13 protein-coding genes are annotated in these 14,331 nt (G+C 66.9%); 7 read left to right on the top strand and 6 right to left on the bottom strand.

Annotation, left to right across the window (positions count from 1 at the left end; all coding sequences use genetic code 11):
- Positions 1 to 32 precede the first annotated feature (32 nt).
- Together J9314_RS00585 and J9314_RS00580 are read left to right on the top strand one after the other, a co-directional pair.
- Positions 33 to 383, top strand: a complete 351-nt coding sequence (locus tag J9314_RS00585) for a DUF3311 domain-containing protein (protein ID WP_210603989.1) — start codon at positions 33 to 35, stop codon at positions 381 to 383.
- On the top strand, positions 380 to 1,894 hold the full coding sequence (locus J9314_RS00580; protein ID WP_210603988.1) for a sodium:solute symporter family protein: 1,515 nt from the start codon (positions 380 to 382) through the stop codon (positions 1,892 to 1,894). Before J9314_RS00585 ends, J9314_RS00580 begins: the two co-directional genes overlap by 4 nt.
- Positions 1,895 to 1,972: 78 nt before the next feature.
- On the opposite strand, the gene J9314_RS00575 is transcribed toward J9314_RS00580, so the two are convergent.
- The 4 genes from J9314_RS00575 to J9314_RS00560 form a co-directional block, all read right to left on the bottom strand.
- Entirely contained in the window at positions 1,973 to 2,275 is a 303-nt protein-coding gene (locus J9314_RS00575) for an addiction module antidote protein (protein WP_210603987.1), read from the bottom strand.
- A 194-nt stretch (positions 2,276 to 2,469) separates the two neighbouring features.
- Positions 2,470 to 3,675: an acyl-CoA dehydrogenase family protein gene (locus J9314_RS00570; RefSeq protein ID WP_210603986.1), complete on the bottom strand. Its 1,206-nt coding sequence runs from the start codon at positions 3,673 to 3,675 to the stop codon at positions 2,470 to 2,472.
- Between the two features lie 66 nt (positions 3,676 to 3,741).
- Positions 3,742 to 5,058, bottom strand: a complete 1,317-nt coding sequence (locus J9314_RS00565) for a beta-ketoacyl-[acyl-carrier-protein] synthase family protein (RefSeq protein WP_210603985.1) — start codon at positions 5,056 to 5,058, stop codon at positions 3,742 to 3,744.
- The gene (locus tag J9314_RS00560) at positions 5,055 to 6,752 is read right to left on the bottom strand and encodes a class I adenylate-forming enzyme family protein (protein WP_210603984.1); all 1,698 of its coding nucleotides are present in this window, start codon (positions 6,750 to 6,752) and stop codon (positions 5,055 to 5,057) included. The genes J9314_RS00565 and J9314_RS00560 overlap by 4 nt, the downstream gene beginning before the upstream one ends.
- 122 nt (positions 6,753 to 6,874) lie before the next feature.
- Here J9314_RS00560 and J9314_RS00555 point away from each other — a divergent pair, with 122 nt between their 5' ends.
- On the top strand, positions 6,875 to 7,558 hold the full coding sequence (locus tag J9314_RS00555) for a ribonuclease FAU-1 family protein (RefSeq protein ID WP_210603983.1): 684 nt from the start codon (positions 6,875 to 6,877) through the stop codon (positions 7,556 to 7,558).
- Positions 7,559 to 7,688: 130 nt separating this feature from the next.
- Here J9314_RS00555 and J9314_RS00550 read toward each other — a convergent pair whose 3' ends face one another.
- A complete protein-coding gene (locus J9314_RS00550) occupies positions 7,689 to 9,083 on the bottom strand; it encodes an NAD-dependent succinate-semialdehyde dehydrogenase (RefSeq protein ID WP_210603982.1) in 1,395 nt (464 codons plus the stop codon).
- A 282-nt stretch (positions 9,084 to 9,365) separates the two neighbouring features.
- Positions 9,366 to 10,382 (bottom strand): 1-aminocyclopropane-1-carboxylate deaminase, encoded by a 1,017-nt coding sequence (locus tag J9314_RS00545; RefSeq protein WP_210605464.1) that lies wholly within the window; start codon positions 10,380 to 10,382, stop codon positions 9,366 to 9,368.
- Between the two features lie 286 nt (positions 10,383 to 10,668).
- On the opposite strand from J9314_RS00545, the gene J9314_RS00540 reads away from it, so the two are divergent.
- The 4 genes from J9314_RS00540 to J9314_RS00525 all read left to right on the top strand — a co-directional run bounded on the left by J9314_RS00540 (position 10,669) and on the right by J9314_RS00525 (position 14,249).
- On the top strand, positions 10,669 to 11,328 hold the full coding sequence (locus tag J9314_RS00540) for a GntR family transcriptional regulator (RefSeq protein ID WP_210603981.1): 660 nt from the start codon (positions 10,669 to 10,671) through the stop codon (positions 11,326 to 11,328).
- A gap of 132 nt (positions 11,329 to 11,460) precedes the next feature.
- Positions 11,461 to 12,573, top strand: a complete 1,113-nt coding sequence (locus J9314_RS00535) for a CE1 family esterase (protein ID WP_210603980.1) — start codon at positions 11,461 to 11,463, stop codon at positions 12,571 to 12,573.
- A gap of 84 nt (positions 12,574 to 12,657) precedes the next feature.
- Positions 12,658 to 13,410 carry a FadR/GntR family transcriptional regulator gene (locus tag J9314_RS00530; protein WP_210603979.1) on the top strand — a complete coding sequence of 251 codons (753 nt, stop codon included), beginning with the start codon at positions 12,658 to 12,660 and terminating at the stop codon, positions 13,408 to 13,410.
- Positions 13,407 to 14,249, top strand: a complete 843-nt coding sequence (locus tag J9314_RS00525) for a creatininase family protein (protein ID WP_210603978.1) — start codon at positions 13,407 to 13,409, stop codon at positions 14,247 to 14,249. The genes J9314_RS00530 and J9314_RS00525 overlap by 4 nt, the downstream gene beginning before the upstream one ends.
- The last annotated feature ends 82 nt before the right edge of the window (positions 14,250 to 14,331 follow it).

Below are 14,331 nucleotides of genomic sequence, written 5' to 3'. Positions count from 1 at the left end.
CAGCGGACGCGAGCTCAAGGAAAGGGGTGTCCATGTCACGGACGCACGATTCGTCACCTCGGTCGGGGCCGCCTCGGCGATGGTCGTTGCTGCTCCTCATCATTCCGGTGATCCTCTACGCGCTCACCCCGGTGGTCGCGAACTCGGTCGAACCGCGCCTCTTCGGTCTGCCGTTCATCGTCACCTACACGATCATCGTCACGATCCTCACCTGGGCTTTCGTGTGGATGGCCGCCCGCGGGGACCGCTTCTACCGCGATGACCTCCCCGAACACATTCCCTCCGACGTCGCATTCGGTGAGGACCACGCGATCGACCCGGTGGCCGGTGACCGCCCCGCGACTGACACGCCCCGCACCGACGACGAGGAGGCGGACAAGTGAGCACGCCAGCGATCATCGCCTGCATCATCTTCGGCCTGGCCATGCTCGCGACCATCGGCATCGGCGTCTATTCGGGCCGCGGGCGCGAGAAATCCCTCGACGAATGGTCGGTGTCCGGGCGCGGCCTCGGTTTCATCTTCATCCTGCTGCTCATGGCAGGTGAGACCTATACGTCGTTCTCGTTCCTCGGCACCGCCGGCTGGTCGTACTCCTACGGCGTGCCGATTCTCTACCTCATCGGTTACCTGAGCATCGGGCTCGTCGTCGCCTACCTCGTCGGCCCGCTGTTCTGGACGTATGCGGCCAGGCACAAGCTCGTCAGCCTCTCCGATATCGTCGAACACCGTTTCCGTTCGCGGGGGCTGGCGATCCTCGTCGCCGTGCTCGCAACGATCTTCATCGTTCCCTACATCCAGCTGCAGATCCAGGGCATGGGTGCCGTGGTCAACGCGATGAGCTACGGCGCGATCGACCTCAAGATCGCCGCGATCATCTCCTTCATCGTCGCCGAGGCGTTCATCCTCTTCTCGGGTCTGCGCGGTTCCGCGTGGGTATCGGTGTTCAAGGACGGACTCGTCATTCTCGCCGTCGCGTTCCTCGCGGTCTACGTGCCGTTGCACTACTTCGACGGGCTCGCGCCGCTGCTCGATCGCCTCGTTGTCGAGAAGTCGCAGTGGCTGACCTTCCCGGGGGCCGGCGACGGGGTCTACGGCAGTGCGTGGTTCATCTCGACGATCATCCTCAACGGGATCACGATCACGGTGTTCCCGACGTCGATCGCCGGGTACCTGTCGGGCACCTCGGCGAATGCGCTGCGCCGGAACTCGATCATCCTGCCGTGGTACCAGCTGCTGCTGCTCGTGCCGATGATGGTCGGCGTGGCTGCGCTCTTCGTGGTCCCTGCCCTCAAGGATGCGGATCTGGCTCTGTTCTCCGTGGTTATCGACTCTCTGCCGGCACCGATCGTTGCGCTCATCGGTGTTGCCGGTGCGCTGTCGGCGATCGTGCCGATGAGCGTGTACATGCTCTCGATAGGATCGATGTGGGGCCGGACTGTTCTGGGCGGCGGTCTGGCCGGTCCGAAGGATGCGGCCTCGCTGACGAGTGAGCAGCTGGCCGCTCGAGGGCTGCGCCAGAAGACTCTGTCCCAGTGGGTGTGCCTGGCTGTCGGCGTGATCGCGCTGGTGATGAGCCTGCTCATGCCCGATGCGCTCGTCGAGCTGTCGGTGCTCAGTTACGAGGGCCTGGCCCAGGTCGTGCCCGCGGCGCTGCTCGCACTCTACTGGCCGCGGATGTCGAAGCAGGCGGCTGCGGCGGGCCTCATCGTCGGCTCGGTCGTCATGGTCGCCCTCCACTACACGGGCAACGATCCGCTGCTCGGCATCAACGGCGGCCTCTGGGCGGTCGCGGCAAACCTCGTGGTCGTCATCGTCGTGACACTGGCGAAGCCGGATCCTCGCTGGGTGCCGGCCGCGGAACATCAGACCCGCAAGCACGAAGCTCTCAGGTAACGCGAAACTCGAAAAAGTCGTCGCCGGCGGCGGCTCTTTCGAGCTTCGCGCTACCTGAGCGAGAACAGCGACAGCCGATCAAGCTGACCGCGGTTCCTGATGCACTTCCAACCGCAGATTGAGTGCTTGCGTAACCCGGAGCACTGTCGACCACCTTGGGTTTCCATCAGCGGACAGGGCTCGGTAGAGGCCGTCACGGCTCATCCCCACTCTTCGAGCGAGTTCACTCATGTTGCCGGAACGCGCAAGAATCCCCAGTGCGGCAGGCAGTGCTCCGGGATCATCCGCTGAGTCCTCGAGCGCAGTCGTCAGCAGAGTCGCCGCATCATCAGAGTCGGCAATGTAGTCGGCCGCGTCGAAAACCGGGAATTCCCCACCCACTCTGGCCGCCCTCACTGTTGGCCCGGGAGAGGCGACCGCATGTGGGCGACATATTCCGGCCCGTGCCTCGTTCAAGCGCCAGCGCACGTGTCGACCGGCGCACGACTCGACAGGTGCGCTCCGCCTTGAACGACGCCGGCCGGTGACAGCCGAACCGGGTTCGGCGCGAACGAAGCGCACGAGCGCGCCACATTTCACCCGTCGAGCAGGGCAGCGGCATACATCGGGCGAGCGGCATCGGCGCTCGGCGGGTGGAACAGGCCCGCCGCGGCATCCCGATAGATCCGTGAGAGCTCGTGATTGTTGCCGAACCCGCTGCCGCTCGTGCACATGAGTGCAGTCTCCGCGCAGCGCCGGGCCGCCTCGGCGGATCTGATGCGCGCCCCCACAAGCCGCAGCGGCCAACCGGCGCCATGGTCGACGAGGTCATCGAAGTCCCGCGCGTACGCGTCGATCATCGCGGTCACCGGCAGGAAGTCGAGGTGCGCGTCGGCCAGGCGCGTGCGGGCTTCGGGCACCTCGGCGAAAGTGGTTCCGGCCTTTGCGGACTTCCGCTTGTGCAGTCCCGCCGCGCCGAGCTCGAGGGCCCGCGCAGCGACCCCAGCGTAGACCGCGGCGATGAGGAGCTGGAAGTTCGAGGTGATCGCGAAGGTGAGCAGGTCAGGATGCTTGCCGGCGGGGATGACCCGCGAGACCCGCTCGGGCTTCATCGGCACGTTCTCGAGGATCGTCGCCCGCGACTGCGAGGCCCGCATGCCCAGCACGTCCCAGTCGTCGGAGACGGTGATGCCGGGAGCGGAGCGCTCGATGAACCCGTAGACGAGTTCGCCCTCGGCCGGTTCGTCGGCGTCCGGGCCGGCGATCCCGTCTTCGTCGGTCACCACGGATCCGTGGACGATGAGCCGCGTCCACACCGGCGACAGGGACGTGAAGATCTTCACCCCGGTGAGTTCGAAGCCGCCGTCGGCAGTGGGCACCGCCTCGGTGATCGAGCCCTGCAGCACCCAGTCGTTCGAAGGTTCGGAGATCCCGAACGCGAAGATCTCACCGGTCATGACCTCGTCGAACACCCAGTTGAGCGTAGCGTCGCCGCGATCGTTCATCGCCTTGACCACTCCCGTGCACATGAGGTGCATGTTGATCGCGAGCGCCGTCGCAGGGGCCGCCGAGGCCAGCCGCTGCTGCAGCCGGGCGACCTCGAACAGGCTCAACCCGGGTCCGCCGAATGACTCGGGGACGAAGAGTGTGAGGTAGCCGCGCTCCTTGAGCTCGGCGAGGTCCTCGTCGAAGAACCGGTTCTCCCGGTCGTAGGTCTCGGCACGTTCGCGGAAGCGTTCGAGCAGGTCATCGGGCAGGTAGGTCTCGGCCAGCTCGCCGAGGTGGATCTCACGGTCGGTCATGGTTCTCCTTCAATGCGGGGATGAGGGGCAGGGCTGACTTCGCACGGGGGCAGGCGGGGCCGTTCATCAGCGCCTCGGACGCCGCAGGATGATCGCTCCGTTGTGCCCGCCGAACCCGAACGATGTCGAGAGCACGGTGTCCACGGCCGCTTCGGCGCCGGTCGATTTCGCACGCAGATCCCGGGCTTGACCTGCGACGATATCCCAATCGTCGAACTCCGGATCACCGAGGTTGAGCGTCGGAGGAAGCACCTGATCCCGCATCGTCATAATCGCGATGATCGCCTCGACCACCCCGGAGGCGCCGAGCAGGTGCCCCGTCGACGATTTCGTCGCCGAGATCGGGATTGTCCGCCCGGCCTCGCCCAAGGCTGAGTCGAACGCGGCGAGTTCCGCGCGATCACCGGCCGGTGTGCCCGTGGCGTGGGCGTTGATGTGATCGAGGTCGCCGGGTCCCAGCCCGGCGTCGTTCAAGGCCTGCACCACCGCCGAGGCGGCTCCCCGTCCACCCGGATGCGGATTCGTCGGGTGGTGGGCGTCGCTGGCGGCGCCGAAACCGGCGAGCTCGGCCAGCGCCGTCGCTCCACGTGAGGCCGCCGAAGACGCGGATTCGAGGAGGATCGCGGCGGCACCCTGGCTCATGACGAAGCCATTGCGTCCTGCATCGAAGGGCCGGCTGGCCGCAGCCGGATCGCCTTCGAAGCCTGCGGCAAGTGCTCGCATGTTCGCGTTCGAGGCGAGGTTGACCGGGCCGAGGCAGTCCTCCATGCCGACGACGAGCACGGCGTCGGCGTAACCGTGACGGATGCGGCGCATCGCCTCTCCCAGGCCGATCGCTCCCGACGCGCAGGTCGCCGAGACTCCCTGTCCGGGTCCGCGGAGGTCGAAGCGCTGACTGATGAGCGCGGCCGCCGAGTCCGGCGCCCCATGGATGGCGAGGGTGAGCGGGACTCCGCGGGGACCGTCGGCGTCGAGCGCACGGGTCGCGGCCTGCATCGCATCGACAGGGCCGGAACCGGTGGCGGCGATGACGGCGGTGCGATCGCGGTCCCACGGCAGGTCGTCGGCGGGGGCCGGGATTCCTGCTTGCGCGAGCGCCTGGTCGGCGGCGGCGATGGCCCAGTGCTGGACGGGGCTCAGCCGGCGGGCGAGCGCCCTGGGCAGGACCGCCTCGGCGTCGAAGTCTCTGATCTGCCCGCCGATCCGCACGGCAAGGTCATCGAACTGCTCACCTGCGAGAACGTCGATGGCGCTGCGCCCGGATCGCACAGACTCCCACAACGCATCGGCGTCGAGCCCGCTCGGGGTGATGGCGCCGAGGCCGGTGACGACGACCTCGCGATACCCGTCGGCCCGGCTCCGCTGTTCGTCGGGAGTGTTCACAGTCGCGTTCCCTGTCCGCTCATGATCAGCTCAACGGTTTCGGCGCGCCGAATCTTCCCACCGACGGTTCGCGGCAGCCGGTCGAGTGTGTAGAACCGACGCGGCACGAACTGCGGGGCCAGCTGCGCGCGGGCATGGGCGAGCAGTGCGGCCTTGTCGGGCAGCGCGGCCTTGTCGGGCGTGCCCTGCATGGTCGCCGCGGCGTCGGGTCCGGAGCCGACCTCGATGACGAGGGCCACGATGCTGCCGAGGCTGTCATCGGGCAGCGCGATCGCGCAGACTTCGCCGAGGCGGGGCCGTCCGTCGCCAGCAGACCCGCCGTCGCCGGTAGACCCACAGTCGCCTGCAGACCCACCGTCGCCGGTCACCCCACTATCGCCGGCGGTCCCGACCAGCGAGAACGCCTCGAACGCGCGCTCCACCTCGGGCAGTGACACCTTGTGCCCTCCGGTGATGGCGATGTCCCCAGCGCGGCCGGCCAGTTGGAGCAGTCCGTTCTCGATCCGGCCCTGGTCGCCGACGCTGGCCCATCCGTCGGGACCGCGCAGCACGTCCTCGGTCGTGCCGGTGACGTAGCCGTACGAGCACGCGGCCGCCTCGATCCACAGAGTGCCGATCTCTCCGTCGGGCAACCGCATGCCGTCGTCGTCGCGCACCTGAGCCCCGATCGTGTCGTAGACGGTGATCCAGGTGCCGTCGCCGTCGCGGCTGTCTCCGATGAATCCGATCTCGGCCGCACCGTAGTAGCTGATCAGCCGGGTCTCGGGCAGCACCTCGCCGAGGCTGCTCCGGATGCTCGCCGGCAGGTTCGCTCCCCCGGTCACGACGAGGTCGAGACCTCGGAACCGCTCGGGGGAACGGCGAGCCGCCTCGGCGATGGCACGCACCACAGCGGGGACGGCGACGATGCGGGTGATGGCTTCGTCGGCGATGCGTGCGCCCATCGTGAACGGGTCGAACTCGTCGGCGACGTGGACGCTGCCGCCGGTGGCGAGGCACTCGATGACGGCGTAGAGGGTGAGGCTGTAGGACACGGGCCCGGGCGCGAGCGTCGCGACGCCCGGGAAGGGTTCGAGGTGCGCCGAGGAGACGGCGACGTTGTCGCGGTACTGCCGGCGGGTCTTGATGAAGGCCTTGGGATTGCTCGTCGTGCCCGAGGAGAAGAGCATGAGGAACGGTTCGGCATCGTCGCGGACGGTCGGTGGGGTCGTCGTCGTTTCGCCGATGGCCGCCGTGGTGAGCGCGCCGGCAGCCACGTCAGCTTCGAGTTCGCGCAGCTGAGCGAGCGTGACGACGGTGCCCGTCCATGCGGAGGAGGCGAGCGCCTCGGCGAGGTCGGTCGAATCGCTGATGACGACGCCGATTCCGGTCGTCGTGATGACCCCGACCTGGTGGTTCAGCGGCCAGCGCGGATCGATCGTGGCCGACACCGCACGGAAGCCGGCGAGCCCGGCGATGATGCGGGAGGTCTCGAACGCCGAGGTGAGGCTGACGGCCGTGATCGGGATGCCCTCGGTCTCGGGGGCGGGATGCGGTGGTGCGGACTGCGCGCCGTGGAGGGAGTCGACGGCGGCGAACAGGGAGCGGGAGTCCGCGACGAGCTCGCCGTAGGTGAGCCGCTGATCAGCACCGACGATCGCGAGCTGGTCGGGATGGGCCTTGGCGACCTCGAGAATGCTCGACGTGATCGGCAAATCTGACCTCCCTGAGCGGTGACTTCGCTTCCACACTACATCGCCCTTCGGGCGTCACCTGCGGGCGGATCGAAGCAGACGATCGGAGCGAACAGTCAGGTGTCACAATCATGATTGCAGGTATGGACGACACCAGAGAACCGCATTCTCCCGCACCGACCACGCAACATCCCAGGTGGCGCCGCGGCGACCAGATCCTGTGGACGTACACGAACCCGGCCCATCCCGGGCTGTACGATCAGCGTCCGGTCACGGTCATCGCTGACGATGAGCACCACCTTGCGGTGTGGCTCGAGTCAGGGACCCGCATGCTCCATCATGTCCTCGCCGACGGCTCCGGCATCCGCACCGCCGACGGGCCCGCCAGGTTCGGTGCACCCCGTGCACAGGGGCTCAAACGCTGGCAGGGTCCGGGCATCGTCGCGGTCTTCCAGCCGGGATTCGACTATTCGGTGTGGTTCTTCGAAACGCCCTCGGGCCGCCGCAACTCCTTCTACGTCAACCTCGAGGATCCCTTTGTCCGCTTCGATCGCGGCATCCTCACCGCCGACCACGTCCTCGACATCGTCGTCGATGCTGCCGGCAACCACCAGCTCAAGGACGAGGACGAACTCGAATTCGCTCGTGAGGCCGGGATGTTCTCCGACGAGAAGGTCGCTCGCATCCGCGCCGCAGCCGATTCCGCCGTCGAGGACATCGAGGCGTGGCGCTTCCCCTTCGATTCGGACTACCCGGACTTCCACCCGGACCCAGCCTGGCCGATGCCGGACCTGCCCGACGAGGCGACCTGGGACTTCGAGAGCTGAGCGCCGAGGCGACACATGGGCCCCGAGACAACGGTGGAGCGCCGAGACAACGGTGCGTGCCCACCGTTGTCTCGACGCTCCACAGTGGTTTCGGCGAAAGCCGAGCTGGAAGGCTGACCCTCCAGCAACCTCAGTCGGCCACGTAGTACATGCGCTTGTTGACGAACTCGTCCATGCCGTAGGGGCCGAGCTCACGGCCGAAGCCCGAGCGCTTGGTGCCGCCGAACGGGATCTCCGCGCCCTCACCGGCAGGGGTGTTGACGTTCGACATGCCGACGTCCAGACGCTGGGCGAGCTTCGCGGCACGCTCGGGATCCTTGGCGAACACGGCACCGCCGAGGCCGAAGCGCGTGTCATTGGCCAGCTTGAGAGCCTCGTCGTCGCTGCCCACCTTGTAGACGGTGGCCACGGGACCGAAGAGCTCTTCACGGTAGGCGTCCATCTCCGAGGTGATCCCGGTGAGCACGGCCGGCGAGACATAGGCCGAACCGTCGGTCGCGAGTTCGCCGCCGACCAGGGTCGCACCCTGCTCGACGGCACGGTCGAGCTGCTTGCGCAGGTTCTCTGCGGCCGAACGCGAGGACAGGGGCGAGTATTTGCCGTCCCCAGCCTCGGCGGGGGTGCCCTTCTCCCACGACTTCGCCCGTTCGGTCAGACCGGACACGAAGTCGTCGTAGATGTCGTCCATGACGATCATCCGCTTGTTCGCGTTGCAGACCTGGCCCGTGTTGTACAGGCGGGTGCCCCAGGCGGTGTCGACGGCCTCGTTCATGTCATCGGTGTCGAGGATGATGTAGGGATCGGAGCCGCCGAGCTCGAGCACGGCCTTCTTCAGGTGCTTGCCGGCGGTCGCGGCCACGGCCGATCCGGCGCGTTCGGAACCGGTCAGGGACACGCCCTCGACGCGGTCGTCGGCGATGATCGTCTCGATCTGCTCGTGGGTGGCATAGACGTTGGAGTACACGCCCTCGGGGATGCCGGCTTCCTTCATGATCTCGGCGATCTTCGCCGAGGAGCGGGGGCAGATCTCGGCGTGCTTGAGGATGATCGTGTTGCCGAGCACGAGGTTCGGAGCCGCGAAGCGGGCGACCTGGTAGTAGGGGAAGTTCCACGGCATGATGCCCAGCAGCGCACCGACGGGACGGCGCTGGATGAAGGCCTTGCCTCCGGACATCGACTCGATGGGCTCGTCGGCGGCGAACTTCGGTCCGTTGTCGGCGTAGTAGTTGAAGATGGCCTCGCAGAACTCGGCCTCTTCCTCACCTTCGGCGGTGGGCTTGCCCATCTCCTCGGCGATGATCTCGGCGAGTTCGGCCTTGCGCTCACCGAACAGGGCGGCGACCTTGTTGACGACGGCGGCACGCTCTTCGATGGTCTTCTCGCGCCATTCTTCGAAGCCTTTGTGCGCGGCTTCGAGGACCTGCTGAATCTCCTCGTCGGTCGCGTTGTCGAACTTCTCGACGACTTCACCGGTGGCCGGGTTCTCGACACGGTAGCCGCCTGCGGCACTGCCTACGTTGCTCATTCCAGACTCCTTCGACTTCGGGCGCCTGTTGGCGCCGATTAAGCAATCGCATACCTGTTCGCCGCCGAAATCGACGGATTGCGTATGCCTGCCTCACACGCTATCAATCCGTGACCTGCGCAACAAGTGCCGGAACCTGGGGGAATCATCAGTCCGAGTTCGGTCGGGACACCATCGCCGAGGTGGTGCGGATTCCGAATCCGATCCGACGGAATCCGCACGGATCGAACCGTGCGCCGTTGGTCTGAAAGCGCAGTCGACACCGCCTGCACGAAGTGTCGGTCAGAAGATCGAGGAGTACGCGTTGAGTGCGAGCTGCCCGCCGAGGTGGGCGTAGAGGACGGTCGAATCCTTGCCGATGGTGCCCTCAGCAACGAGGTCGATGAGCCCGGCCATCGACTTGCCCTCGTAGACGGGGTCGAGGATGACGCCTTCGAGCTGGGCGGTGGTGCGGATTGCGCCCACGGTCGAATCGTCGGGGATGCCATAGGCGGGGCCTTCCCAGCCGGTGCGGATATCGACGTCGTCATCGGTGATCTCGCGGCCGAGCCCAATGAGTTCGGCGGTGGTGTTCGCTATCCGCTTGACCTGGTCGCGGGTCTTTTCGATCGTGGCGGAGGCGTCGATGCCGATGACCTTGCGAGGGTGGCCGCCGGCGGCTTCGAGGGCGGCGAATCCGGCGATCATGCCGGCATGCGTCGAACCGGTCACGGTGCACACGACGATGGTGTCGAAGAAGACGCCGAGCTCCTTCTCCTGTTCGGCGACCTCATAGGCCCAGTTCGCGAAGCCGAGTCCGCCGAACTTGTGCTCGGAGGCTCCCGCGGCGATCGGGTAGGGCGTGCCGCCGGATTCCTCGACCTCGGCCAGGGCGTTCTCCCAGCTCGAGCGGATGCCGATGTCGAATCCGGCCGAGTCGAGGCGGACATCGGCGCCCATGATGCGGGAGAGCTCGATGTTGCCGACCAAGGCATTGCCCGGATCCTCCCAGTCGACCCAGCGCTCCTGGACGAGACGGGCCTTCAGCCCGAGGTGGGCCGCGACGGCCGCGACCTGGCGGGTGTGATTGGACTGGTAGCCGCCGATGGACACGAGGGTGTCCGCGCCCGAGGCGAGGATGTCGGGGACGATGTACTCGAGCTTGCGAGTCTTGTTGCCGCCGAAGGCGAGGCCGGAGTTGACGTCCTCCCGCTTGGCCCAGATCCGAGCCCCGCCGAAGTGGTCGCTCAGTCTGTCGAGCGTGTGCACGGGACTCGGCCCGAAGGTCAGCGGGTAGCGCTCGAAATCGGTGATGGCCATCGTGTCCTCTGTTCTCTCGGGGTGTGCGGGTTTCGCGGTGGTGCGGTGCTCACGGTGTTTCGGTGCGCGCAGTTCTGCTGTGGCGCGGGCGCGGTCGCAGCTGACGATCACGCGGCGGCGCGGATCACACATGGCAATATGCAATATATTGCATTCTGGTCGCGCATACAATGAAAGAAGCCACCCGAAACCGGGAACCCCGACGAGACGTCGTCCGAGAACAAGAACTCTGAGACCAAGAAGTCTGAGAACAGGAGAACGTCGCCTGCGAACGAAAGGACCGAGCGTGCCGATCCCCACGGACTCACCGGTAGCTCACCGCACCCTGCTGCGCGACGACGTCTACGTCGCGATCCGCGATGCCATCGTCCGCGGCCAGCTGGCCCCGGGCGAGCAGCTGCGCGATCAGGAGCTCGGCGCATGGCTGCAGGTCTCCCGAACCCCTGTGCGCGAGGCATTGCAGCGTCTGGCGCAGGCCGGCCTCGTCATCGCCCAGCCGGGACGGATGACCCGCGTCGCACCGGAGAACCCCGAGGCCATCGTCCACGCCCGTCAGATCGCGGCCCAGCTGCACGCCCTCGCAATGGACCTCGCCTTCCCTCATCTCGCAGAGGGCGACCTCGTGGAGATGGAGCAGGCGAACGACCGACTGCGCAGCGCGCTGACGTCGAACGACATCGACTCAGCGATCGCCGCCGACGACGACTTCCACAAAGTGGCGCTTCTCCGCAGCGGAAATCCGCTCATCCCCGACCACCTCGAGGTCGTCACCGCCAATCTGCGCCGGGCCGAGTTCCTCCACTTCGAATCGATGAAGGGTTCGGCTTCCCCCGAACAGCACCTCGAGATCATCGCCGCCGTCCGTGCCGGAGACCACGCACGCGCCGTCGAACTGACGAAGACGAACTGGTCGACGATCGCGGAGTACTCGCCGCGCAGCATTTGAGTTCCGCACAGACTTGAGAACCCAGCGGACCTGCCCCTGCGTTTGCCAGCCCCACCACACGGCACTCTTATAGTCATCTGATGACTTGTGTTAGAGTCCTCTTCACGATCACCGACGATCAAAGGACTGAGGATGTCATCGACGACGAAACGCATCACGACCGCCCTGCTTGCGGCCACCGCAAGCCTCGCATTTCTGACGGGAACCGCCGGGCCGGCGACGGGAGCCTCGCCCGCCGGGCAGACCTCCCCCGCAGAAGCCACTCCCACGAACAGCGCCACACAGCCATCAAGCGGGACGATGCCGACGGGCACAACGATGCCCGCCGCACCATCGGCCGGCTGCGGCACCGAACAGACTCCGGGCAATGACGAACGGACGATCACCTCGGCGAGCGGAGAACGCAGCTATCGGATCAACATCCCCCGGGACTATGACGCCTCGACCCCGCTTCCGCTCGTCCTCGGGTTCCACGGCAACGGCTCCGACGGCGCCGAGTTCCAGAACTACACGGGCCTGCCGACCCTGCCGGCGATCACCGTCTTCCCCGACGGCGATCTCAAAGACGGCAAACGGTCCTGGCAGGGTGCCCCGTATGCCAGCGGCGCCGATGACGTCGCGTTCGTTGCCGATCTGCTCGATTCGATCGAGTCCGAACACTGCATCGACCTCAATCGCGTCTTCGCCACCGGCAAGTCGAACGGCGGCGGAATGGTCTCCGTGCTCGCCTGCCAGCTGCGCGATCGCTTCTCGGCCTTCGCTCCCGTCGCCGGCGCCTACTACCCGCAGTCGACCGAGGACTGCGACGACAAGACGCCGACGCCCGTCCTCGCCATCCACGGCACCGGGGACAAGACGATGCACTACGACGGAGGCGAGCGCCAAGGCGAGACCTACCCCGGCGTGCGCGAATGGATCCAGCCCTGGGTCGAGGCCGCGGGCTGTCGGGTGATGACCGAGCGCAACGTCGGACGGAAGGGCGAGGACGTCACCCGCACCCTCTGGAAGAAATGCGACGGGCAGGCCGGGAGCTCAGGGGCCTCGGGAAAGCCAGGGAATTCGGGTAAGCCGGGAAAGTCCGCCGAGGTCGAGCTCTATTCCGTCGCCGACGGCGGACACGTCTGGCCCGGTGAGGTCGTCTACAGCGGCGGCGGATACGTCACCGAGCACTTCTCGGCCACGGACACGATCTGGGACTTCTTCACCAGCCATCCGGGCGCGACCGAGGGGCCGGCACAGAGTTGACCACCCAGCGTCCGAACAGAAGTGACCGTTGACACACCCGATCCCAAAGTGATTAGATGACTTAAACACTTAAAGGAGAGTGCCATGCCAGCATCATCCATGGGACTCGTCGAACGCCTCACCCGCGAGATCGTCGAGACCATCCGCACCGAGAACCTCCGGCCCGGGCAGAGCCTGCCCTCGGCAAAGGTCCTCGCCGAGCGATTCGAGGTCACCGTGCCCACTGTCCGCGAGGCGCTGCGCCGCCTCGAGGCAACCGGTTCGGTCGAGCTCAAGCACGGTTCGGGCACCTACGTCCGTGAGGCGATCAACCGTCGCATCCTCGACAATCCGCATTATGTGCCCGTCGACCTCGCCGCGGCCATCGAACTCCTCGACGCCCGCATCGCCATCGAACCCGGCATCGCCGAACTCGCCGCCTCGGTCCAGGACGCTGACGCCGTGGATTCGATGGCCTCGGCCCTCGACAATGCCCTCCAGGTCGAGACCGCGGTGCCTGCCGGACACTTCCATGTCGAGCTCGCTCGGGCCTCGGGCAATCGTGCCCTGCATGAGATGCTCGTGTCCCTGCTCGCGATCCACTCGCGCACCCAGCAGGCGGCCCGCACGACCTACGACCGCCTCCGCGACCATGACGAGCACGCCGACATCCTCGATGCGATCCGCCGCGGCGACGGCTTCGAGGCCGCTCACCGCACGCGCAAGCACCTCGAGGCGATCAAGTCCACTGTCCTCGCCGACTGGACCGACGAAACGAGACAGGCGGACGACACGGTCCAGGAAGTCGACGCCGCCCACCCCGACGACACCGACCCCACGGAAGGATCACGACGATGACCCGTCCGACGATCACCGAGATCCGCCCGCACATCCGTGACTACGCCGAACTCACCTCCCTCGAGGTCGAGGTGGCCAAGGAGCGCGGCAGCCTGCTCATCCTGCCCGTCGGTGCCTGTGAACAGCACGGCGACGGTATGCCGTTGGGCACCGACAGCATCCGCGCCGACCACGTCGCCCGCGCCGTCGTCGACCGCCTCCACGAAGCAGCCCGGCTCCACGAAGCAGCCCGGCCCGACGCAGGCGACGCATCCGGCAGCGCCTTCGTTCTGCCGAGCATCGACTACGGCGTCTCCCCGCATCACCGGTTCCTTCCCGGCACCATCAATATCGGACCCCGACTCTTCGTCGACCTCGTCACCTCGGTGGCGAGTCAGCTCGCCGACGCCGGCTTCGACAAGATCCTCGTCCTCACCGGCCACGGCGGAAACATGGCCGCCCTCGGGGTCGCCCAGCAGACCCTGCTCGGCACCCACCCGGACCTCGTCTTCGCCTACTCCCCCGTCTCCGCCCTGGCGACCTCGTCGACCGCGGCCCTGCCGCGCACCGAGGTCAGCGGCCACTGCGGAGAATCCGAGACCTCGCAGATGCTCGCCATCGACGAACGTCTCGTCGACACCGCCCACCTGAACCCGGGGGCCACGACACTGGCCGATCTCGACCCGCGGTCACGACTGAGCAGGACGAAGTCGCCGTCGACGGCCGTGACCTTCGATCGCTACGCCGAGAACGGGGTCCTGGGCGACCCACGGACGGCCACGGCCACGGCCGGGGAAGGCATCCTCGGCGAGGTCATCGACACACTCGTCGCCTACTGCCGGGAGATGCAGAGACTCTAACCAGCCCACCGACCCGTCCGACCAGCCACCAGACCACCGATCCTTCCAGACCAATGGAGTTCACGGGCCCAGCCGAGTCCTG

The sequence above is a fragment of the Brevibacterium oceani genome, from assembly GCF_017948325.1.
GTDB lineage: Bacteria > Actinomycetota > Actinomycetes > Actinomycetales > Brevibacteriaceae > Brevibacterium > Brevibacterium oceani.
The sequence above is the reverse complement of the archived record's forward strand: the minus strand, read 5'-3'. Positions and strand labels throughout refer to the sequence as shown.